This is a genomic window from Methanoregula sp. (genome assembly GCF_049690535.1).
Taxonomy (GTDB): Archaea; Halobacteriota; Methanomicrobia; order Methanomicrobiales; family Methanospirillaceae; genus Methanoregula.
In genome coordinates, this window is the sequence record NZ_JBAVMX010000077.1 from 1 (window position 1) to 21,920 (window position 21,920).

Sequence of the window (21,920 nt, forward strand, 5' to 3'; positions counted from 1 at the left end):
CCGGACTCATCGACAATCGTGAAGATCGTAGGCCCGCTTGTCTGCTTTACCTGTGCGACTTCTCCTTCAATGGCCACGGATTTTCCCTGTTTTGTGGCAAGGTCCGCGATCCTGACGGTTGTTGACGTGCGCTCGACCTGCTGGACCTGATAGATCTGGATCAGCTGTTCTTCAAGGTCGATGTTCCCGTTGGGGCGGATCTCCCTGACCCGTACAAGGACGCTGTCTTTTTCCTTGTGATCTGCTTTCACGCTGGTCTTGTGCACAAGACCTTTGATCCGGTCGTTGAGCTGGACAAACATTCCGAACGTCGCAAAACCCTGGACTTTCCCCAGATAGGTTTTTCCTTCTTCGACATCGGACAGGTCACAGCCTGCGGCCAGCCGGTAAACGATTATATCAGTATCTGTCTGCATTTTCTTTCTCCTCACGCAAGCGAACGGACGATATAGGTAAGCGCTATTTTTGTATTTGGTATCGCGTTCAACGTTGTCAAGCACGCGGCAGTGCTGCGTGTACCAAGAATGGTCACCGGAGGGTTATGTTAGTTGTCCTTACTACATCTGCTGTTTCTGATCCAAGTGCTGGTTACGGGGAGTCTGTACCTTAAGAACGAAAATGAAAAAAGACGTGTCACGATCGGTGATGGCTCATTTACCTCCGAGTTCCTTGAGCCGTGTGCTGCCGATTGTTGCAATGTGTTCTCGCGCACACGGTGTATGCGATGAACGCCGCCGCCCCCGCGGCGGATCCGAATGACGATAAGAACAAATCGAGGAAAAGTCCCTTGCCCCGCCGTGCCCCGGAGGGGCCCTGAGGCGGGTAATCCTCGCATTCCTTTGCACAGGTTTTAACGGGTTTCATACGTTCTGGTGAGAACGCATTCGATCCATGCAAATTTCTTTTAAAACAAAAAACCCGGACCGGTCAATCCCGGTACATAACTTCCAGCATAAACAGGTCTTCGGGAACAAGAACTGTCCCGGCAAATACAGCCTTTGCTTCACCGGAATGGTTTGCGATATCCGTGTACCGTGAACTGATATGGGTGAGGGCGAGCGTCCGGGCATTGACTGCCGCCGCCGCCTCCCCGGCCTGCCGGGCGGTCGCATGGTAGAATTCAGCGGCACGCCGGACTTCACTTTCGTCGTATGTCGCATCGTGGATGAGGAGATCCGCATCCTTCCCGTATTCCAGGAGTGCCGGGATCACGGGGCGGGTATCGCCGGTGTAGACAATCTTGCGGCCCGGGCGCGGGGTTCCCATCACGTCCGAAGGTCTGATCTCCTGTTCCACACCATCTTTTGTCACCCTGATCGTTTCGCCCCGCTGGAGCCGGCCAAAGAGCGGCCCGGGCGGCACACCGAGTTCAATCGCATGTTCACGGTCAAACCGGCCCGGGCGGGGATCTTCTTCGAGTACGTAGCCGAGTGCAGGCAGGCCGTGGCTGACCGCAAACCCGGTTACGGTGTAACCGTTGAAGCGAACCCATGAACCGTGCGCTAACTCGACGGAATCAAGGGCGAATTTCAGGTTGAACCTGCTGATCTTTTTGATGGTATCGACAAACTCGTGGACCCAGTTCGGGCCGTAGATGGTCAGCGGTTCGGTGCGCCCGTTGAACGACATTGTCTGGACAAGGCCGAAGATCCCAAGGAAGTGATCCGCGTGCCAGTGCGTCACAAAGATGGCGTCGACCGTAAACCCGCACCGGGCCCGCATCATCTGCTGCTGTGCCCCTTCCCCGCAGTCAAAGAGAATGGTATCGGTGCCGCGCCGGATCATGATACAGGGCGGGTTGCGTATCGGCGTCGGGAGCGCCCCGGCCGTCCCGAGGAAATAGACCTGCAGGGTCTCGCCGCTCATACAAAACACTCCGAAAAGACCGCCCTGCTCTTTTTTGCTTCCTCGATCGAGCGACCCTCGATCACAATCACACCGCTGTACCGTGCGGCGATCGTTTTTCCCACGGTCTTCCAGTCGATGGTGCCGGCACCGAGCGGGAGGTGTTCGTCAGAGACCCCGTGGTTGTCATGGATGTGGATGTGGTTTGCATGCCCGACATTGGAAAGAAACTCGGGGACTTTCCCGAGCGTATTTGCATGCCCGAAATCGAACGTGAGGCCGATACCCTCGATGCCCCCTGCCATTCCCATGAGTTCCCCGGCATCCCGACAGAGGAATTCCTTCTGGCTGATCATGTTCTCAAGGCAGGCAAGCACCCCGTGCTCGACCGCACACTTCCCGATCCGGCGCAGGGCCTCTTTTTGGAGTTCCCAGACCTTCTGCGGCAGGATTTTACTTGCGGGGGAAAGATAGCCCGGGTGGATGGTGACCCGGTCGGTGAGCTCTCCTGCATGTTCGATGCAGATCTCGATCTGCCGGATGGACTCGCGCCAGATCGGGTCGTTGAGGGTCGCAAGGTTGAGATCCCCGTAGGGCGCATGCACCGTGATGCCGAGCCGGGTACTTGCGATCACCTCTTTTATCTTTTCCAGGTTTTCCGGTTTTTCCAGCCGGTAATTGCCGTCGGCGACGATCTCCCAGCCGGCATACCCGGCCTCTTCGATGCCGTACACCCACTGGATATCGTCCCAGACCTTTGCCGAGGAGGAGAAATACGGGCGGAGGGTCATGCATCACGCTCCATGTCCCTGATCAGCTCTGTGACGCGTTTTGTGAAGTCTTCGAGACTCCCGTCGTTATTGATCCGGATATCCGCCAGTTCCAGGGCATTACCGAGACCCCATCCCAGCTCGCGCTCGTCCCGGGTCTTCAGGCCCTCTGCGGATCCCACATCGTCGCTGCGTTTTCGTTCGCAGAGACGCTCCAGCCGTTTTGGAAACGACGTCTCGATGGCGATGAGACGAAAGCCCGGGAAATTCTGCCGGAAAACTTTTACTTCCGCATCGCCCCGGATACCATCGACAAGGACAAGCGGGGCTGTCTGCTCATTTATTGCGTCAACACAGAGATTGGCAATCGCATCCATGCCCCGTTCGGCACGGAGCCGGTTTGCCATCGCCCCGAGGTTTGCATCGGTGGGAGGGAGGCCGGCTTTTTTTACCGCTTTACGGATCACATCGCCCATGACAACGACCGGGATCCCCAGCCTCTCAGCTATCTTTGAGAATTCGCCCTTGCCGCTTGCGGGAAGCCCGACAACTCCGATTACGTTCATAGAAGATACTTCCGGGAATAGGTTATCTCGCCAGTCTCGCGGGTCCGGATCCGGACATCCCTTTTGAGCCCGTCTGCTATTTTTTTGATCTCTGCAAGCGTCATGGGTGTGTACTGTTCAATGGTGTCCCACGTTTGTGAGATATATGCACTAATGTTTGTTGCCCCGCCCGGGACCATCGGGATTTTGTGCTCCCCCTGCTGGAGGACGAGCGGGATGTCGCCTGCCGTTTTTGAAATCTCCTGTAAGTATTTCACATTCTCATAAAATACGGTTACTACGATTTCGAGTTCGGGAAGGGTCTTCTCCCGGAATGCATCTCCTGCGATTTTTATCGATCGTCTGACGTTCTTCCGGTAATCCTGACAAGACTGCTCGCCGCCGTCCCCCGCGCAGGAGAAGCCCTCCCACCGGGTTTTGTAATCGATTGCGATCCTGTCCACGAGCCGCTCTTTTACGAGTGCTGCGATGGTAGCAGGGAAAATGCCGTTTGTCTGGACACCGGTGGCAAGGCCAAGCCCTTTTGCTGCACGGGCGAGCGTAAGGAGCGCGTCCTTCTGCATCGTGGGTTCGCCCCCGGAAAAGACGACACCGCTCACCGCGAGTTTCGAGCCTTTGATAAGCGCAATAATCTCATCCGTATCCTGGTAGTCCTCGCCATCGAAGATCGTAGCGTTCTGGCAGTACGAGCACCGGAGCGGGCAGCCCCGGAAAAAAACCGTGCAGACCGCCAGGCCCCGCCAGTCTACCGTTGAGAGCGGGATAAAGCCCCCGAAATTCAGCTGGATAGCATCACCGTTACGGATCATTTGAGATGGCATTATTTAGCGTACTCGGGTTACGGCACCTGTGCCCGGGAAGTATGACGCCGCTCATTTTTTCAAAAGGAAAAACCGGGCGGGCAGTAAAAAAGAAAAATGGATTAGAACTTGAAATACCGGTTCACTATCTTGATGGCGCAGAAGTCCCCGCACATCGTGCAGCCATCGGTATCGGCTGGCATCCTCTCCGCCCGGATCTGCTTTGCCCGGGCCGGGTTCATGGCGACCGCGAACTGGCGGTCCCAGTCGAGGTCTCGGCGGGCGTGGCCCATCTCGAGGTCGGCTGCCCGCGTCTTTTTGAGTTTTACCATATCGCCGACATGTGCGGCGATCCGCGAGCTCATGACGCCCTCGTACACTTCTGCGGGAGTCGGGAGGGCAAGGTGCTCGGCGGGAGTGACGTAGCAGATGAAGTCAGCGCCGAGCGATGACGAGATTGCGGCACCGATGGCGGCGACCCGGTCATCGTAGCCCGGTGCGATATCGGTGACGATCGGCCCGAGCATGTAGAACGGCTTGTTGTTCGTGACCCGCTTCATGAGCTGGACGTTTGTTGCGATCTCGTCGATCGGCACATGTCCCGGACCTTCGACGATCACCTGAACATCCTTGTCGTGCGCCTTGTCCGCGAGTTCCGCGTTGATGAGCAGTTCCTGGATGCCGGCCCGATCGGTCGCATCGTGGATGGCTCCGGCCCGCATGCCGTTTCCCATCGAGAGCGTGACTTCGTGCTCTTTCATGATTTCGAGCAGGTAGTCAAACTCAGCGTAGAGCGGGTTTTCCTTCTCATTGTGGAGCATCCACGCGGTCATGAATGCCCCGCCCCGGGAGACAAGCCCTGCATGTCGGCCCTGGTTGCGGAGACGCTTTACGGTTTCCCAGTTGATGCCGGTGTGGATCGCCATGAAGTTCGTGCCGAGTTTTGCCTGCTCGGCGGTGATCCGGAAGAGGTCGTCCTCTTTCATGTGGATGACGGCGCCGTCCTTTTTTACCGCCTCGATGAACGCCTGGTAAAGGGGGACACTTCCCACCGAGAGGGTAGTGTTGGCGATGATCTGTCTCCTGATCTCGGCAAAGTCCCCACCGGTCGAGAGTTCCATGAGGGTATCGGCACCGGCTCGTTCGGCCTGTTTTGCCTTCTCAATCTCTTCCGGGATATTGACAATATCGGTGGAGGTCCCGATCGAGGCATTCACCTTGGTGCGGAGACCCTCGCCGATACCGCAGATCTTTACCTTTCTGTAGGGTGAGACCGGGATCACGATGTGGCCTTCGGCAACGCTGCGCCGGACGAAGTCTTCGGTGACTCCTTCCTGTGCCGCGACCTGTTTCATCTCGTCTGTCACGATGCCGCGCTTGGCATCACCAATAATACTCATACCTTACCGGTACCACAAAAGGACAAATAAAGACTCGGTTTTGTATTTCCGGGTGAAATCTGGCTTGTTATGGAAACAAGTAAAATTGAGTTTAGGTAAATCAGGAAAAGTTGCAGGGAGTTTGTTCCCCTTTTGAGTGCTCGTTTTGCTACTGCCCTGACTGATGTTTTTATAGGTCGCCACGTCAAATCAAAGGAATTAAAAATATTACAGGTCTCCGATGACAGATGCAGATTTCTTCGAGGTAACGGTCAAAGAGGCGGCGCACAACGACGCGAGCCGGGGGATTGCACGGCTGAGCGTCGATGTGATGAAAAAGCTCGGGCTCGTGTCGGGCGATGTTATCGAGATTGTCGGAAAACGGCCCGCGGCAGCGATTGTCTGGCCGGGTTTTGCCGAGGATATCGGGTTTGCTATCCTGCGCATTGACGGGAGTATCCGGGCAAACGCAAATGCCGGCATCGATGAAAAGGTGAAGATCCGCAAATCGGAAGCGGTGTACGCCACAAAGGTGGTGATCCAGCCGGCCCAGGAAACGAAACTTGTCGGAGGTGAACAGTATCTCTCAAGGGTCCTGCGCGGACGGTCCGTTGTCGAGGGGCAGATGCTGCGTGTCGATATCATCGGCAACTCCGTCACATTTGTCATTGTGAGAGTCTCCCCGAGAGCGATTGCGATTGTATCAGATGATACTGAGATCGAACTCAAGGATGAGCCCTTCAATCCCGAAGAGGGAAAAAGAGAGATTTCCAATATCCAGTACGAGGATATCGGTGGGCTCGAACGCGAACTCCAGCTTGTCCGGGAGATGATCGAGCTCCCGCTGCGCCACCCGGAGATCTTCGAGAAACTGGGGATCAAACCCCCAAAGGGCGTCCTCTTCTACGGCCCGCCGGGGACGGGAAAGACCCTGATCGCAAAAGCGGTGGCAAACGAGGTCGATGCCCATTTCCTCACGCTCTCGGGCCCCGAGATCATGAGCAAGTTTTACGGGGACAGCGAGAAAGCCCTGCGCGACAAGTTCCACGATGCGGAGGAGAATGCGCCGTCCATTATCTTCATTGACGAGATCGACGCGATCGCCCCTAAACGCGAGGACGTGCAGGGCGAGGTGGAACGCCGCATCGTCGCACAGCTGCTCGCGCTGATGGATGGTCTTGCCGGCCGGGGTCAGGTCATCGTGATTGCGGCGACAAACCTCCCGAACTCCATCGACCCGGCGCTGCGGCGGGGCGGGCGGTTCGACCGGGAGATCGAGATCGGTATCCCGGACAAGAAGGGAAGGCTCGAGATCTTCCAGGTACATACCCGGGGTGTCCCGCTTGCAAAGGATGTCGATATCGCGGCCTTTGCCGAAACGACCTTCGGATTTGTCGGGGCGGATATCGCGCTTCTCGTCAAAGAAGCGGCGATGAACGCGATCCGGAAGATCATCCCCCTCATCGACATAGAGAAGGAGATCCCAAACGAAGTCATCGACCAGCTCAAGCTCACGAAGAGCGACTTTGACGCGGCACGGAAAATTGTCCAGCCAAGCGCCCTGCGGGAAGTCCTCATCGAAGTCCCGGATGTCTCGTGGGATGATATCGCGGGTCTTGACGAGACCAAGGCGACCCTCATCAAAATTATCGAAGGCCGGCTGCGCTATCCCAAAATCTTCGAAAAACTGAATTACAAACCCCCCAAGGGTATCCTGCTCTTTGGCCCGCCGGGGACGGGAAAGACCCTGCTTGCAAAAGGGATCGCGAGCAAGCGCCATCTCAATTTTATCTCGGTAAAAGGCCCCGAACTGCTCTCAAAAGGGGTGGGCGATTCCGAAAAGCACGTGCGGGAAGCGTTCAGGAAAGCGCGGCAGTCCGCACCCTGCATCATCTTCTTTGACGAGATCGACGCGCTCTTCCCCAAACGGGGCACGGTCAATGATTCCACGCATGTCACCGAGAGCGTCCTCTCCCAGTTTTTGACCGAACTCGACGGTGTCGAGGAATTAAAGGAAGTTTTTGTCATCGGCGCGACCAACCGGCCCGACCTGCTTGACCCGGCCCTCCTGCGTCCGGGCCGGCTCGAAAAGCACCTGTACATTCCCCCGCCCGATGAGGCGGCGCGAAAGGCGATCCTTGCAACGTACCTCAGGGATCTGGAAAGCGTTCTCGATCCTGATATCCGGATCGATGAACTGGCTGCAAAGACCCGGTTCTTTGTCGGCGCCGACCTGGAGGCGCTGGTGCGCGAGGTAAAGGCACTCGTCATCGACGAACTGACCCGGGACGAGAGCGCGGGTGAAACCAGCACAACGCCGGAGTACGCGATAAAAATTACCCGCCGGCATTTCGAGGCCGCGCTTGAGAATATCAAGGGCACGCTCGATGGCACGGATTTCGAGCGGTACGAGCAAAAGTCCTGGGATCTTCTCTATGCGAAAGGAAAACGCGACCTCCTGTACCGCGCCGTCAGTCTCGTCAACCAGATCGAGTACCTGAAAGGAAAACATGCACTCAGTGATGAGATTCTCCGGCAGGCCGACGAGCTCAGGGACCTGGTCTACTGGCAGAGAAAATCCTTTGATGTAATCCAGACACGCACCGATGAACTCAGGCAGGCGCTTGAGGCGGCGGCGGGTGCAGGCAGGTAAGTATCCTTTTTTGTTCATGCCCCGGGCCGGGTGGATTTTTTTAATGACCGGCCCGGCATTTCCGAGTCTGGGGGGGGAGGGGGTACCCCCCACCCGTGATTGCGGTTGGGTGACCTGGGGGCCCAATGAATGTGTTACCTATTGAAAGTCAGGTAAATCTTTTTTAACCGGGTTGCAGATTAGATCGATTGGCAGCTTGTTCCCTGACTATAACTCTATGAAATGATCACGTTCTAAAACGTTTACGGGCTGCTGAAAATTCGAGTGGAGGAAGAAAATGAGTAAAATGGTAATGGTCGCATTGTGGATTTTGATCGGGCTTCTCCTGCTCATTGGCGGAATTACGGCCATGGGGACGCTCTACGTATCAGGTATCTGCCTGATCCTTGCAGGACTTTTGATCATCATCGTGGCAATCAAGAAGGCCATGATGAAGAGACCGGAAATGGCAGCGCCGGCCAAATAATCCCATCATGTTTTTAAAGAAAGTTAAAGTCTACGTTGTCATTTTATGAATTTTCAGGCAGTCCACGACGTTAACCGGTTTTTCCTCATGCGGTTGCAGGTCTGGTAATCCGTCCCCCTCAGGAGGCTATCGCTATTGTGCCCCGTCCCTTGATCACTAGGGCATGGTGGCACAAGCCGGGGCAAAAGGGGTACCCTGCGGGCATCCCTTGAATGGTGACGGGGTTCGGCTACTATGGACTAATCAGGAATGGAATGCCTGAAGGCATCAAACGGCTTTTGGTGCGATATAAATTAATGTCGTAACTACCAGGGCGGGAATGGATAACAAGTCTTTTGAATTACCCTACATAATGTAGATAGATTATCACGACGCAAAAGACGCAGAGCTTACTATTGTTGGTAGTCGGCCTTTCCCTTCTGGAGGGTCTGGTTATCTACCTCAATCTGGTGGTACATCCTGACAGTCAGCCCGGCCTCACCATCGTTATCGTCATTCTTTTTGCCATCGCAAGCGGGCTCTCGGTATGGTATAGAACCAGAGTTCGAGGTACAACATACTCCTGACGATCTAATTACCATACCTTTGGGGAGTGGGTTCATGATCCCTGGTAAATCTGCCCTCCCCCCTATACATACAATTACTGACGTTAGAGCAAAAGACAAAGTTTAGTGCCTCTCACTTTGAGTCTCTTTAAAAATTACCGTTGTCCCGTCACTCTGTTCGAGATCCACGTTCGACTATCCGGATGAACAATGGCTCCCCGCCTCAGGGCCTCTCGCGGGGCACGGCGGGGGGAATCGCAAAATTCATCGCAATCATACAGGGTCATCGCAATTTCATTAAGCCTCACGAGGGATTAATGAGGAAAACTCCGGCGGAAGCCTGCGGGATTGTTGTTGAGGGTGAGAACAAGTGGATGACGTTAATCCAGAATGCTGCGCCGGCCGCAAAATAAAAATAAATAATTTCTAGTTTTAATCTTTTTTTAACCGCCCTAATTCGTAATTCGGGGCAATCGCTCACGGATTATTTTCTGTAACCTTTCATCGATTGCCATAGCAATTACCGATACTACCAAAACCTCTGCCGCGATAAAAACATAATTCAGATACGGGTTGTTAACTATTGCAATTCCGGCCCAGAACACATTGCCGACTACCGGATAGACTAGCGCCAATGAACTAATATGGAACAGAAGATTGTCCGGCGCCATGAGTTGAATCACTACAAGGTGAAACAGGAACACATAGAAGGAAAAATCCGCTAATTTGGAGATCGCAGGATAATCATGTACGTTTTTCGGGAAAAGTCCCCGTTGAACAACGAATATTCCCAGACCGAACTCGAACAGGTTGTATAGAGGGATTGAACGTAACCAGTTGTAGGAAATTACCGGGGTCATAAAATACCGGAATGAGAATGTGATCGATGCGAAGGCGATTATCGAGAGATAAGGATTTTTCTGCATCATCTTTGACATTACCGGGAATATTAGATACATAGTAAAAATTGCACCGATAAACCAGCCCATAAGATTAAGATCGTTACCCCCAAGACCCAGAATCGCCAAGAAGATCGAGGGATTAAAGATAACGTGGTTGAAATTTGGCATTATCGTTTGGGAGGCTATATACAGGAGTACAGATGCTAATATCAAGCTGATCCAATAGATCGGATACAATCGGACGAACCGTTTGAGAATGAATAGTTTGTATTCGAGAAAGGTACTGATCGACTTATAGTTATATTCCAGAACCGCACCACTTACGAAGATCATCCCAGATACTGCAAGAAGGGCTATGCTTTTGGGATAGAGATTGCAAAACGATTCGTCTTGGAATAAGAACGTGTTTAAATCAATCCCGTTTAAGGTAGGTAACCAGAAGAATTTGAAATGCGTATATACGATTAATGCGATGCACACTATCCGGAAAATATCGAAAAATAATATCCTCGGTTTGTGTGCCATTTTATAACCTGTTCTGGTATTTATCTCAAATCTCTGTAGGTTCTGTCAAGTCTGCGGGGGGTAACACCTTCCCCAAAAGGCTGTCAAAAATCGGGGGTTTTAATTGCCGAGAAATGCTTAAGTTGACAAAGAAAAAAGTAAGACCTATGAACTATTCTGGTAAGGGGGCATTCGCCAACAAATACTTTAATTTCAGAACGCTTCTTCTAATTTTTGTATCAATCCCAACGGTAGTTTTGGCAGGACTTATGTCGTACGTGATGTACCTCGTCGTCATAAATAACATAAACACCCTCGTTTCAATGATAACGCCCAATCTTCTTGTTGTTTTAATGTATGGAACTCTTGCAGTTGTCGCCGTTGTCATATTGATACTCTTAATTGCCATTGTAAAAGCCGGTGGGAGATTGTACAAATAGTATTTTATTTTGCTGCCGTTGCAGCATTCTGGATTAACGTCATCCACTTGTTTTCCCCATTTACCTTGATACCACATGCTTCCGCAGGAGTCTTGCCCTGTAACCCCTCGTGCGGCTTGATGTAATTATGGTAAACCTGCATCCCTTTGAGGATCGGGGTACTCTTCTTTTTCAGGCCGCGCATGGTCTTTTCCCTGTCTCGAATCTCGCCGTTGATGCGTTCCATCTTATTGTTATTCTCGTTCCATTCATTTCCTGTCAGTTTGATCGCATTGATGTGTCGGGGTTGGGGTTTCACATTGCTGTAAAACTCTTTGTTAAAGGCGGTGTGGTAAGACGGCAACCCATCCGTAACCAGAACCGACGGTACTTTGTCCATGAGTTGTTTGCCTTCATGGAGCAACCCCGCCGCATCGTGCATGTGTTTTGAATCGGCGACTTCCTGCGCAATCCAGTACCGTGTTTCGTCGTCAATAAGGGCAAAGAGATATTTCATATTGCCCTTGATCTTAATGTAAATCTCGTCCGCTCTCCACACATCTCCGACATTCGGGCCGATCTTGTCAACATATCCCTTCATCAGCATTGTGTATTTCGTAATCCAGTTGCTTATTGTCTGATGGCTCACATCTGCGCCGAGAAGTTTTAACGACCCTCCGCCCGGTTCTGTCAAGTCTGCGGGGGGTAGGATATGACTCAAAGCACTGTCAAAAATCGGGGGGTGGAATTTCAAGGTGTATTACCATCAATTGTACAGGAACCCAACAATCATAAAAAATTATTATTTAGTATTGGATGCGCCGGTGCAAATATGGTGTATTTCGGAATATTTTGCTTCGTTCTATCCTTTTTTATGCTCGTTATTTGTACTGGGTGGTTGAGGGATTTTGGGGGATGGCTGACTCTTATTGCTGCCGGTATTTGTCTCGTCGGGATATTCATAGTTATTACAGCGGGAGCGCTCTATCCCGAAGAATTTTAAAATAATGTCGGGGCTTACTTTATAGAAAATTTCCCCGCTCAATATCACTGTCAAGAAAAACAAAACGATAGCAAGCCATGTGCTGACTCTTGTGTACTTCTCCTGCTGTACTACATCATAACCATTAATATGTATTTTATAATCCGGGTATGTTTGTGTTATTTCGGTTCCGTTTGAGAATTTGATCATAATATAAGGGTAATAATCACCTTGAACATCCCAAGTGATGATCTGATTCCAAGGAAATAACGACTGCGGCAAATCAACAGGAATAGAAGATATTTGAGGTGTGGAATTTTCAACCAGCGGGGCATAAGTTTGGCCTCCTATAAATGGAACCGCCGGGTTTGAAATTGTCTCATTGTAAAGTGAAGCTCCGGTGTACCCAACAAGTACCGAATAATTAAAACTTGGATTTTTTGTTCCTATTAATTTTTGGCCATCGGGTGGATAAACAAATCCCCCCGTAGAAACATATACGGGTTGTCTCTCAGTCAATGTTCCATAATATCGTAAAAAAATATCGGCAGAAAAATAGGGTGTGGTTGTAGCTAGTGGTGCTGTATATGGATACCATACATGAACATCTTCCTGTTGTATAGGATCATGTGGGTTGATCCCCAAAAAATCAAGTTTCCAATCGGCATAATTATAGATAACCGTCGCAGTCAGAAATACAATGGATATTAAAAGAGCTAGAAATGTCAACCATTTGAAAAACCGCAATCTACTATAGGGATTGCAAATTCCCCCATAAATCCAATGAAAAAATCTACTTGCGCAATTTTTGGGTTTTGGTTTTTTAGTCAATAATATTCCATCTGGGGATAGTAGTATAAAAAAATTCTTATATCTATTTCGACTCCCCGTTCATGATCACTCCCTAATTACTTCAATTCTCAATCCTTCGCTTTCAATACACCACCGGAATCTGTGCCCTTTCTTTAGATCCAGTTTGGCGACAACAAACGCAGGAACAGTGACCCGTAACGATGTTGTCTGCGCCGTCGCTGGGTGCAATACCGATTCATCCGCCCGTACATTTCTTGGCATAGATAATGTTCTGTCGCCATTCTATTTATAATCTATTGCCTTTATATATGTAAATAGACTTAAATAGTTAGCCGTTCTATATGTAAATAGAGAGTAAATAAGAAGGTGAACAAAATGCCTCAAACCTTTGCACCATTAAACACAACCAGAGAAGAAAGAGGAAAAGCAATCACAGAAAAGAAAGGCCAGATCTGGAGATATGGCAACGGCCTCTACCGCGTCATGTCCCAATCCGGCCACGGATCGTATCAAGTCAAGAAAACCGACTTCGGATGGAAATGCACTTGCCCCGATCACCAGATACGCAGCGTCGAGTGTAAACACATCATCGCCGTGAAACTCTCGTTTGCTCTTCGGGAAGAAGTCCGGGCAAATGTAACCCTTGATCCGGTCATCCTGACAACTTGCCCCGCCTGCGGAACGGCAAACATCCAGAAGTTTGGGATTAGGCACAACAAGAACACCGACATTCGGCGGTACATCTGCCTTGACTGTGGCAAGCAGTTCAGCATTAACATCGGCTTTGAGAAAATGAAGCACAACCCAAAGGCAATCACGGCAGCGATGCAGCTCTACTTTAGCGGCGAATCTCTGCGGAACACGCAGAGGTCGTTAAAACTTCTCGGTGCTGAGGTCAGCCACCAGACGATCAGCAACTGGATTACGAAATACACAATGTTGATGAAGGGATATGTTGACAAGATCGGCCCCAACGTTGGTGATGTGTGGAGAGCAGACGAGATTTACATCAAGATCAAGGGCAATATGAAATATCTCTTTGCCCTGATTGATGATGAGACGCGGTACTGGATTGCTCAGGAAGTGGCCGACTCAAAGCACATGCACGATGCGGCGGGGTTGCTCCATGAAGGCAAACAACTCATGGACAAAGTACCGGCGGTTTTAGTTACAGATGGGTTGCCGTCTTACCACACCGCCTTTAACAAAGAGTTTTACAGCAATACAAAACCCCAATCCCGACACATCAACACAATTAAACTGACGGGTAACGAATGGAACGAGAACAACAACAAAATGGAACGTATCAACGGAGAGATTCGAGACAGGGAAAAAACCATGCGCGGCCTGAAAAAGAAAAGCACCCCCATCCTCAAAGGGATGCAGGTTTACCATAATTACATCAAGCCGCACGAGGGGCTTAACGGAAAAACACCGTCGGAAGCATGTGGTATCAAGGTGAACGGGGAAAACAAGTGGATAACGTTAATTCAGAATGCAGCGCAGGCAAAATAAGAGGTAATTTTTAAGAGTAATCTTAAGCACTGTATTCAAAATTAACATCTAAAATTATACCCATTATGATGGATGCAACTTCTAAAAAGATATATATTCTATAACTACGAGTTTACAAAGTGTATACAGATTATACAGTAACCGATGCAATTACTTAATCGTATACCATTTCCTTGAAGGCTGTACCATGGAATCAATGGAACAAAATGAGGTAAGTCGCACCGGCCCTGTGGTGAAATATAGAAACTGGGTAAACGATTTGTCTGAATGCGAAAGGCAGGCGTTTCTTAGTTCCGTCTTTGGGATTCTTATTATTGCAGGATTGGTAGCGGCAGCTATGTTTGCCGTTTATTATTTCTACATCGCCGGGGGGGCTGGCATTTTAGCCGTTTGGTTATCCAGATAAAATCCCTATAGGCTTTCTATAAGATGGTTCAAAATGGATATTTTATCAAACATTTCTTCAACAGTTTTTTTACCCAATTCATCGACCGACTATTTTGCGTTAACTCAGATAATAGGAATGCTTATTCTTTTTTCTGGTTTCACCATTGGTTTTCTCTTCGTGCATAAATCCACATCAAGCGGGATAAAAAACATAAACCCCCTTGAATTCACAGAAGGGTGGCGTCACACCACACTCAACGTTATTAGGCTATGCTGGAATTTTGGATGGATTACGTTTTTTGCATTTCTTATCTCGTTGACACTAATAAAACCGTTATTAGAGGGATATTCGCAATTACCCCAATTAAATATTGAGTATATTCTGGTAATTTTCATTATTTCATCTGGGTTGCTTGTCCGTTGGATTTATATCAAAATATCTCAACAAATGGGTAATGTTGTACTAGACTTTTATGCCGTGCCGGGAATTCTTCTATTCCTCGGGCTTTTTGCAAGTGGTGTTTTCTTCTCTTTGGTTAATGTGGCGTTTTTATGGCTTCTTTTATTCTCCCTTATTTTTGGTTTTGCCGGTGAAGCCGGATTATATCTCATTAGAAGAACATCGGATTATAGACATGAAATAACGGGATTACACGAAGCATTAAATTTCGTCCCTCTCCGAAGCAAGGTGATTACTGGAAGAGAGCAGCTATACCAAAACTTAGCTAATTTGTTGGATAAAGGCTCTGGGGATAACAAAGCAAGTAAATCAGTAGTGGGAACCTCAATTTTCTTCGATTGCGATAAAGGGGGAAAATATCTTGAAGCATTGGGAAAATTTATTGGAACTGATCACAACGGGGATCTAGTACGATATCTTGGTCCAAAACAAAAAATCGCAGGTGAAAATGACGAATCATTTGAAAAGAGATGCCAAAATATTGAAAAAAGAGTAAATTTGGGAGTAACCGTCAAACATTTCCCTATTAAACCCAACACATTCAGGTTTCTCGTTGTCAATCATAGGTACGTATCGATTGAATTCCCTAATCCACAAGTCAAAAGCATTGGTGGTGGGATTGATCGCGCAAGATCGGTAGTTGCCATTTGTTTTGAGAATGAATCTATTGCAAGCTTATTGTGCGCCATATTTGAAAACATGTGGATTAATGCATTACAATTAGAAAGTGAATCTGAACGATTGGCATCTGAAGAAAGGGATACAAATATTGATGTAATATAAGATCAATCTGCCCATTTTATCCCCCGATTTTTGACACCCTTGATGGGATTACCTTACCCCCCGCAGACTTGACAGAACCCTCCGCCCAATATTTTATATACTAAACCATACTAACTTATGGTTAATCCTAGAAAAGGAGGCATGACGATTATAACAGATTCCAAGACCGTAAAACTGACCGTACAGGAAGCGATAAACGAAGCCGACATCGGGAGGAACATTGCCCTCCTTCCCTGGCAGGTGATCGACAGGCTCAGCCTGTCCGGCGGGGACGCGACCGGGATCGATGCGGACGCCCTCGTGCAATTCGCATGAAGGGCACGGGATCACCCGGGTGTTTACCGGACAGACTTCCGCATTGGTAAGTTATTTGACAGGGAGAAGCGCTATTACGAATTACCGGTAGCGGATTGTGAATAACGAGAAAAATCACCACCATGAACTTCAACAATTTCACCCTCAAATCGCAGGAAGCCGTTTCGAAGGCGATCGACCTAGCAACGGCAAAAAAGAACCCGTCTATCGAGACGTCGCACCTCCTCAAAGGGATGCTTCTCGTTGACGAGAATGTCATCCCGTACCTCTTGAAAAAACTAAATGTGAACATCGATGGGTTTACCGCTGCCCTCGACCAGATCATCGATGCGTATCCTGAAGTAACCGGCGGGGATCAGAACCTCTCCGGTGATGCCACAAAAGCCCTGCAGAAAGCCACCGCACTTTCCCAGGAGTCCGGGGATGAATTTGTCTCACTGGAACAGATCCTCCTCGGGATCCTTTCGGTCAACAACAGCACATCCCGGCTGTTAAAGGAGAACGGGGTATCGGAAAAAGACCTCAAGACTGCCATCAGCCAGTTACGAAAAGGTGAGACCGTGAACAGCCAGAACGCCGAAGAGACCTATAATGCCCTGGAAAAATATGCCCGGAACCTCAACGATCTTGCCCGTAAGGGAAAACTGGATCCGGTCATTGGGCGTGACGAAGAGATCCGCAGGGTGCTGCAGATCCTTTCACGGAGAACGAAGAACAACCCGATCCTCATCGGGGAACCCGGTGTGGGAAAAACCGCGATAGCCGAAGGTCTTGCCCACCGGATCATTGACGGGGACGTACCGGATAACCTGAAGACCAAGCAGATCTTTTCCCTCGATATGGGGGCCCTGATCGCCGGGGCCAAGTTCAAGGGAGAATTTGAAGAACGGTTAAAAAGCGTGGTTAAGGAAGTGACCTCCTCCGACGGGGAGATCGTCCTTTTCATCGATGAAATTCACACCCTGGTCGGGGCCGGCGGTGGCGAGGGCGCCATGGACGCGGCAAATATCCTCAAACCCGCACTTTCACGGGGAGAACTGCATGTCATCGGCGCAACGACCTTAAAGGAATACCAGAAGTATTTCGAGAAGGACAAAGCGCTCGAACGGCGTTTCCAGCCGGTGATGGTCAACGAACCGGATTCACAGGATGCCATTTCCATCCTCCGGGGAATCAAGGAGAAATACGAAACCCATCACCACGTACGGATCAAGGATGAGGCGATCATAGCTGCCGTCGAACTTTCGCAGCGCTATATCTCCGACCGGTTCCTCCCGGACAAGGCGATCGACTTAATCGACGAGGCTGCATCAAAACTCCGGCTCGAAATCAATTCGAAACCAGAAGAACTCGAAAAGATTGAACGCAGGATCCGGCAGCTGGAGATTGAACGGGAAGCCATCAAACGCGAAAAAGACAAGGAAAAACTCAAAAGCCTCAATGAAGAGATCGGGAACCTGACCGAGGAACGAAACCGGCTGAATGCAAAGTGGCAGTCGGAAAAAGAGCTCGTTGAACAGATCCAGTCGCGGAAAACCGAGATCGAGAACTTAAAGTTCGAGGCCGAAAATGCCGAACGGAACGGCGACCTCGGGAAAGTTGCAGAGATCCGCTATGGGCGTATCCCTGAGCTCGAAAAGACCATGGTGGAGCTCAAGGAAAAACTCACCGTGCTGCAGAAGGATTCCGCTCTCGTGAACGAAGAGGTAGATGCCGAAGAGATCGCCGAAGTGGTTTCACGCTGGACCGGGATCCCCGTGAGCAGGATGCTGCAGAGCGAGCGGGAGAAACTGCTCAGCCTCGAAGCCGAACTCCACAAGCGTGTCGTCGGCCAGGATGAGGCGATCGCGGCAGTTGCGAATGCCATCCGCCGGAGCCGTGCCGGGCTGCAGGACACCAAACGTCCGATCGGCTCGTTTATCTTCCTCGGGACAACCGGCGTCGGAAAGACGGAACTCGCCAAAGCGCTCGCAGAATTCCTGTTCAACAACGAGAACAGCATGGTGCGGATCGACATGTCGGAATACCAGGAACGGCATACTGTTTCGCGACTGATCGGCGCACCGCCGGGCTATGTGGGGTACGAAGAGAGCGGGCAGCTGACCGAAGCGGTCCGGAGAAAGCCCTATTCCGTGGTACTGCTGGATGAGATCGAAAAAGCCCATCCGGATGTCTTCAACATCCTCTTGCAGGTTCTTGACGACGGCCGCCTGACCGACAACAAGGGCCGCACGGTGGACTTCAAGAACACCATCATCATCATGACCTCGAACATCGGGTCGCATCTTATCCAGGAGAACATGGAAAAGGCTACCGAAAAGGACCGGGACGAGCTCTTCGACCGCACCCGGGAACAGGTATTCGACCTGCTCAAGAAGACCATCCGTCCCGAATTCCTCAACCGGATCGACGAGATCATTATGTTCAGGCCGCTCACGGAAGACGAGATCCGGACGGTTGTCGAAATCCAGCTGGAAGGCGTCAAAAAAATGCTTGAAAAGAACGATGTCCGGCTTACGGCAACAAAGAAAGCCATCCGGTTTATCGCGACCCTGGGCTTTGACCCGCAGTTCGGTGCACGGCCGATCAAACGGGTGATCCAGAAAAACCTGCTCAATGAATTGTCAAAGATGATCCTTGAGGGGAAGGTCCAGAAGGACAAGGAGATCGTAGTCGATGAGAAAGGAGGAAAACTGGTGTTCGGGAATGCCTGATCCCGAATCTCCAGTCTGATCAAAGAAGCATCAGGGTGTGGGGAGACGACAATGGATGATATCGAAGAGTTAAAAAAGGCACTCGCAGAACAGACCCGGCTCGCTGAGGAACGTCTCAATCAGCTGCAATACCTCCAGGCAGACTTCGACAATTTCCGCAGGTGGAGTGCAAAGGAAAAGGACACGATCACATCCCTTGCAAACGAGAGACTGATCCATGATCTCCTCGTTATCCTGGACGATTTCGAACGGGCCCTGCCCTCGTTAGAGCAGGAGAAGAACCGGGAAGGAATGGAAATGATTTATAAAAAATTTACAAAAATCCTGTCCGACTACGGATTGCAACCGATAGACTGCGTGGGAAAAAAATTCGATCCCCGCTTTCACGAGGTGTTGTGTACAGAGAAATGCCCGCAGGAGCAGAACACGATCCTTGAAGATTTCGGGAAAGGGTACCAGTTGAAATCCAAAGTCATCAGGCCCTCGAAAGTAAAGATCGCAGAACATGGAGCAGAGAAAGTTGGTGAGAACAATGGCTAACGAGAAAATTATCGGAATTGATCTTGGTACGTCGAACAGCGAAGCATCCGTCATGGTCGGCGGTAAACCGACTATTGTCCCGTCTGCGGAGGGGGCAACCGTTGCCGGCAAAATGTTTCCCTCCTATGTGGCATTTACCCCGGATGGCCAGCTTCTTGTCGGGGAGCCGGCACGGCGGCAGGCAGTGAGCAACCCTGAGGGTACCGTTACCGCGGCAAAGAGAAAGATGGGGACAAACCACGTCTATAAAATCTACGGGAAGGAGTACACCCCCCAGCAGATCTCGGCGTTCATCCTCCAAAAGATCAAACGCGATGCCGAAGCGTTCCTGGGAGAAAAGATAACAAAGGCCGTCATCACCGTCCCTGCCTATTTCAACGACAACCAGCGGACAGCAACAAAGGATGCAGGAAAGATCGCCGGCCTCGATGTGGTCAGGCTGGTAAACGAACCCACCGCAGCGTCCATGGCATATGGCCTCGATAAGGGTGGCGAGTTCAAGATCCTGGTCTTTGATCTCGGCGGCGGCACGCTCGATGTCACCATCATGGAGTTCGGCGGCGGCACGTTTACCGTTCTTGCGACCTCCGGCGATACCCAGCTGGGCGGCACGGACATGGACAATGCCATCTACGAATGGATCGCAGACGAGTTCAAGAAACAGGAAGGCATCGATCTCAGGAATGACAGGATGGCCATCAACCGGGTAAAAGAAGCCGCCGAAAAGGCCAAGATCGAACTTTCAACCGTCATGGAGACGGAGATCAACCTTCCCTATGTATCAGCAACCCAGGCAGGCCCCAAGCACCTCAACATCAAACTGTCCCGGTCAAAACTCGAACAGCTGATCGACCCGATCATCAGGAGGTGTATCAAACCCTTCGAGCAGGCACTCAGGGATGCAAAACTCACGAAGGACGATATCCAGAAAGTGATCCTTGTCGGGGGACCCACCCGGATGCCGGTTGTCCAGAAATTTATCGAGGACAACGTCGGGAAGAAGATGGAACGCGGTATTGACCCGATGGAATGCGTAGCCATGGGTGCCGCGATTCAGGGCGGGATCCTTGGCGGCGAAATAAGCGACATGGTGCTGCTCGATGTGACTCCCTTAACCCTCGGCCTTGAGACCCTCGGCGGGGTCAGGACCGCCCTCATCGACCGGAATACCACGATCCCGACAAAGAAGAGCCAGATATTCTCGACTGCAGCGGATATGCAGACCGAGGTCACGATCCATGTCCTCCAGGGCGAGCGGCCCATGGCTGCCGATAACGTGAGCCTGGGCCAGTTCAACCTGGTCGGCCTCCCTCCGGCGCCCCGGGGGATCCCGCAGGTCGAGGTCACCTTCGATATCGACGCATCGGGTATCCTCAATGTCTCTGCAAAGGATCTCGGGACCGGGAAAGTGCAGAAGATGACCATCACCGCTTCGACAAAACTGGGAGAAACCGATGTACGGAAGATGGTCGACGAGGCAAAGCAGTTCGAAGAGCAGGACCGGCAGAGAAAGGAAGAAGTCGAGGCCAGGAACATTGCGGATTCCCTTGTCTACACGGCGGAAAAAACCAAAACGGACCTGGCGGATAAACTCAACCCGGACATGGTTGAAAGGCTGAATGCTGCGATCACAGGGGTCAAGGCAGCACTGGAGGGTAAGGATACTTCCAGTCTCAAGACAGAAACTGAAAAACTCCAGAAAGTTCTCGGCGAGGCAGGCACCGCTGCGTACCAACAGGCAGCAGCCCGGCAGCAGGCAGAACAGCAGGGTGCTTCCCAGGGCACTGAGCAGCCGTCGCAGAATGCCGGCGGCTCGGGCAATGCCGGTGGCCCCGGCGGCGAGAATGTCGTTGACGCCGACTTCAAAGTAAAGGATGAAAAATAATTTTTTTTACCCGATCCATGGCAGCGCGCGACTATTATGAGACCCTCGGCGTAAAACGGGATGCTTCAGCGGACGAGCTCAAAAAAGCATTCCGGCAGCTCGCACGAAAATACCACCCGGACCTGAATAAAGGGAGCAAGGAAGCGGAAGAGAAATTCAAGGAGATAAACGAGGCCTACCAGGTGTTAAGCGACCCCCAGAAGAAAGCCCAGTACGACATGGGGGGTCATGTCGAGTTCGGGCCCGGGGACACATCAGGGTACCGGCCACCCAGTTACGATGACCTGTTCCGGGACTATGGCCTCGGGGATATTTTCAATGCTTTTTCCGGGGGATCCCGACGGCCACAGCAGCGGGCAGGGGCGGATCTCCGCTATGACATAGAAGTAACGCTCACCGATGCATTCAATGGCACGAAAAATACCGTGGCAGTCCCGCATGATTCCATATGCGGTACCTGCCATGGAACCGGTGCAGAGCCGGGGCACCTCCGTGACTGTCCCACCTGCCGGGGAACAGGCGAGATCAGGAGCCCGCAGAGAGTAGGTAACCGCCAGGTGATGAGCATCGCCCAGTGCCCGGATTGCGGCGGGAGCGGCAAGATCATTGAAAAGCCCTGCAGGACCTGCCACGGGGCAGGGTCGCTCCAGAAAACGCGGAGGATCGAGGTGACGATC

20 protein-coding genes are annotated in these 21,920 nt (G+C 51.1%); 11 read left to right on the forward strand and 9 right to left on the reverse strand.

Annotation, left to right across the window (positions count from 1 at the left end; genetic code table 11):
* The 6 genes from WCE46_RS05605 to thiC all read right to left on the reverse strand — a co-directional run.
* Positions 1-416: S1 RNA-binding domain-containing protein (locus tag WCE46_RS05605; RefSeq protein WP_424732718.1), on the reverse strand; the 416-nt coding region annotated here is incomplete at its 3' end.
* A gap of 511 nt (positions 417-927) precedes the next feature.
* Positions 928-1,866: a ribonuclease Z gene (gene rnz, locus WCE46_RS05610; protein ID WP_424732719.1), complete on the reverse strand. Its 939-nt coding sequence runs from the start codon at positions 1,864-1,866 to the stop codon at positions 928-930.
* The gene (locus tag WCE46_RS05615; protein WP_424732720.1) at positions 1,863-2,636 is read right to left on the reverse strand and encodes a sugar phosphate isomerase/epimerase family protein; all 774 of its coding nucleotides are present in this window, start codon (positions 2,634-2,636) and stop codon (positions 1,863-1,865) included. Before WCE46_RS05615 ends, rnz begins: the two co-directional genes overlap by 4 nt.
* Positions 2,633-3,181: a dephospho-CoA kinase gene (locus tag WCE46_RS05620; protein WP_424732721.1), complete on the reverse strand. Its 549-nt coding sequence runs from the start codon at positions 3,179-3,181 to the stop codon at positions 2,633-2,635. The genes WCE46_RS05615 and WCE46_RS05620 overlap by 4 nt, the downstream gene beginning before the upstream one ends.
* Complete coding sequence (locus WCE46_RS05625; RefSeq protein WP_424732722.1) at positions 3,178-3,990, reverse strand: radical SAM protein; 813 nt, start codon at positions 3,988-3,990, stop codon at positions 3,178-3,180. Before WCE46_RS05625 ends, WCE46_RS05620 begins: the two co-directional genes overlap by 4 nt.
* A 113-nt stretch (positions 3,991-4,103) precedes the next feature.
* Positions 4,104-5,381, reverse strand: coding sequence for a phosphomethylpyrimidine synthase ThiC (thiC, locus tag WCE46_RS05630; RefSeq protein WP_424732723.1), 1,278 nt, complete (start codon positions 5,379-5,381; stop codon positions 4,104-4,106).
* A gap of 220 nt (positions 5,382-5,601) precedes the next feature.
* Between thiC and WCE46_RS05635 the strand changes: the two genes are divergently transcribed.
* Positions 5,602-8,013, forward strand: a complete 2,412-nt coding sequence (locus WCE46_RS05635) for a CDC48 family AAA ATPase (protein ID WP_424732724.1) — start codon at positions 5,602-5,604, stop codon at positions 8,011-8,013.
* 277 nt (positions 8,014-8,290) lie between these two features.
* The gene (locus WCE46_RS05640) at positions 8,291-8,479 is read left to right on the forward strand and encodes a hypothetical protein (protein WP_424732725.1); all 189 of its coding nucleotides are present in this window, start codon (positions 8,291-8,293) and stop codon (positions 8,477-8,479) included.
* 997 nt (positions 8,480-9,476) lie between these two features.
* Here the strand turns inward: WCE46_RS05640 and WCE46_RS05645 are convergent.
* The gene (locus WCE46_RS05645) at positions 9,477-10,451 is read right to left on the reverse strand and encodes an acyltransferase family protein (protein ID WP_424732726.1); all 975 of its coding nucleotides are present in this window, start codon (positions 10,449-10,451) and stop codon (positions 9,477-9,479) included.
* On the opposite strand from WCE46_RS05645, the gene WCE46_RS05650 reads away from it, so the two are divergent.
* The gene (locus WCE46_RS05650; protein WP_424732727.1) at positions 10,445-10,870 is read left to right on the forward strand and encodes a hypothetical protein; all 426 of its coding nucleotides are present in this window, start codon (positions 10,445-10,447) and stop codon (positions 10,868-10,870) included. The two genes, WCE46_RS05645 and WCE46_RS05650, sit on opposite strands and share 7 nt — an antisense overlap.
* Positions 10,871-10,874: 4 nt before the next feature.
* Here the strand turns inward: WCE46_RS05650 and WCE46_RS05655 are convergent, their stop codons facing one another.
* A complete protein-coding gene (locus WCE46_RS05655) occupies positions 10,875-11,543 on the reverse strand; it encodes an IS6 family transposase (RefSeq protein ID WP_424732728.1) in 669 nt (222 codons plus the stop codon).
* A 168-nt stretch (positions 11,544-11,711) separates the two neighbouring features.
* On the reverse strand, positions 11,712-12,662 hold the full coding sequence (locus WCE46_RS05660; RefSeq protein WP_424732729.1) for a hypothetical protein: 951 nt from the start codon (positions 12,660-12,662) through the stop codon (positions 11,712-11,714).
* A 357-nt stretch (positions 12,663-13,019) separates the two neighbouring features.
* Here WCE46_RS05660 and WCE46_RS05665 point away from each other — a divergent pair, with 357 nt between their 5' ends.
* The 8 genes from WCE46_RS05665 to WCE46_RS05700 all read left to right on the forward strand — a co-directional run.
* Complete coding sequence (locus WCE46_RS05665) at positions 13,020-14,159, forward strand: DDE-type integrase/transposase/recombinase (protein WP_424732730.1); 1,140 nt, start codon at positions 13,020-13,022, stop codon at positions 14,157-14,159.
* Positions 14,160-14,346: 187 nt separating this feature from the next.
* A complete protein-coding gene (locus WCE46_RS05670) occupies positions 14,347-14,565 on the forward strand; it encodes a hypothetical protein (protein WP_424732731.1) in 219 nt (72 codons plus the stop codon).
* 33 nt (positions 14,566-14,598) lie between these two features.
* Positions 14,599-15,789: a hypothetical protein gene (locus WCE46_RS05675; protein ID WP_424732732.1), complete on the forward strand. Its 1,191-nt coding sequence runs from the start codon at positions 14,599-14,601 to the stop codon at positions 15,787-15,789.
* Between the two features lie 141 nt (positions 15,790-15,930).
* Positions 15,931-16,104: a hypothetical protein gene (locus tag WCE46_RS05680; protein WP_424732733.1), complete on the forward strand. Its 174-nt coding sequence runs from the start codon at positions 15,931-15,933 to the stop codon at positions 16,102-16,104.
* A gap of 122 nt (positions 16,105-16,226) precedes the next feature.
* Complete coding sequence (gene clpB / locus WCE46_RS05685) at positions 16,227-18,818, forward strand: ATP-dependent chaperone ClpB (protein ID WP_424732734.1); 2,592 nt, start codon at positions 16,227-16,229, stop codon at positions 18,816-18,818.
* A 51-nt stretch (positions 18,819-18,869) separates the two neighbouring features.
* Positions 18,870-19,358 (forward strand): nucleotide exchange factor GrpE, encoded by a 489-nt coding sequence (locus WCE46_RS05690; RefSeq protein WP_424732735.1) that lies wholly within the window; start codon positions 18,870-18,872, stop codon positions 19,356-19,358.
* Complete coding sequence (gene dnaK / locus WCE46_RS05695; RefSeq protein WP_424732736.1) at positions 19,351-21,243, forward strand: molecular chaperone DnaK; 1,893 nt, start codon at positions 19,351-19,353, stop codon at positions 21,241-21,243. The genes WCE46_RS05690 and dnaK overlap by 8 nt, the downstream gene beginning before the upstream one ends.
* Before the next feature lie 17 nt (positions 21,244-21,260).
* A partial coding sequence (locus WCE46_RS05700; RefSeq protein ID WP_424732737.1) for a DnaJ domain-containing protein occupies positions 21,261-21,920 on the forward strand: 660 nt, incomplete at its 3' end.

Bases quoted from the DNA above. Each gene is read 5' to 3' on its own strand.
- rnz (WP_424732719.1), bottom strand. From the start codon at position 1,866: ATGAGCGGCGAGACCCTGCAGGTCTATTTCCTCGGGACGGCCGGGGCG.
- WCE46_RS05615 (WP_424732720.1), bottom strand. From the start codon at position 2,636: ATGACCCTCCGCCCGTATTTCTCCTCCTCGGCAAAGGTCTGGGACGAT.
- WCE46_RS05620 (WP_424732721.1), bottom strand. From the start codon at position 3,181: ATGAACGTAATCGGAGTTGTCGGGCTTCCCGCAAGCGGCAAGGGCGAA.
- WCE46_RS05625 (WP_424732722.1), bottom strand. From the start codon at position 3,990: ATGATCCGTAACGGTGATGCTATCCAGCTGAATTTCGGGGGCTTTATC.
- thiC (WP_424732723.1), bottom strand. From the start codon at position 5,381: ATGAGTATTATTGGTGATGCCAAGCGCGGCATCGTGACAGACGAGATG.
- WCE46_RS05635 (WP_424732724.1), top strand. From the start codon at position 5,602: ATGACAGATGCAGATTTCTTCGAGGTAACGGTCAAAGAGGCGGCGCAC.
- WCE46_RS05640 (WP_424732725.1), top strand. From the start codon at position 8,291: ATGAGTAAAATGGTAATGGTCGCATTGTGGATTTTGATCGGGCTTCTC.
- WCE46_RS05645 (WP_424732726.1), bottom strand. From the start codon at position 10,451: ATGGCACACAAACCGAGGATATTATTTTTCGATATTTTCCGGATAGTG.
- WCE46_RS05665 (WP_424732730.1), top strand. From the start codon at position 13,020: ATGCCTCAAACCTTTGCACCATTAAACACAACCAGAGAAGAAAGAGGA.
- WCE46_RS05670 (WP_424732731.1), top strand. From the start codon at position 14,347: ATGGAATCAATGGAACAAAATGAGGTAAGTCGCACCGGCCCTGTGGTG.
- WCE46_RS05675 (WP_424732732.1), top strand. From the start codon at position 14,599: ATGGATATTTTATCAAACATTTCTTCAACAGTTTTTTTACCCAATTCA.
- WCE46_RS05680 (WP_424732733.1), top strand. From the start codon at position 15,931: ATGACGATTATAACAGATTCCAAGACCGTAAAACTGACCGTACAGGAA.
- clpB (WP_424732734.1), top strand. From the start codon at position 16,227: ATGAACTTCAACAATTTCACCCTCAAATCGCAGGAAGCCGTTTCGAAG.
- WCE46_RS05690 (WP_424732735.1), top strand. From the start codon at position 18,870: ATGGATGATATCGAAGAGTTAAAAAAGGCACTCGCAGAACAGACCCGG.
- dnaK (WP_424732736.1), top strand. From the start codon at position 19,351: ATGGCTAACGAGAAAATTATCGGAATTGATCTTGGTACGTCGAACAGC.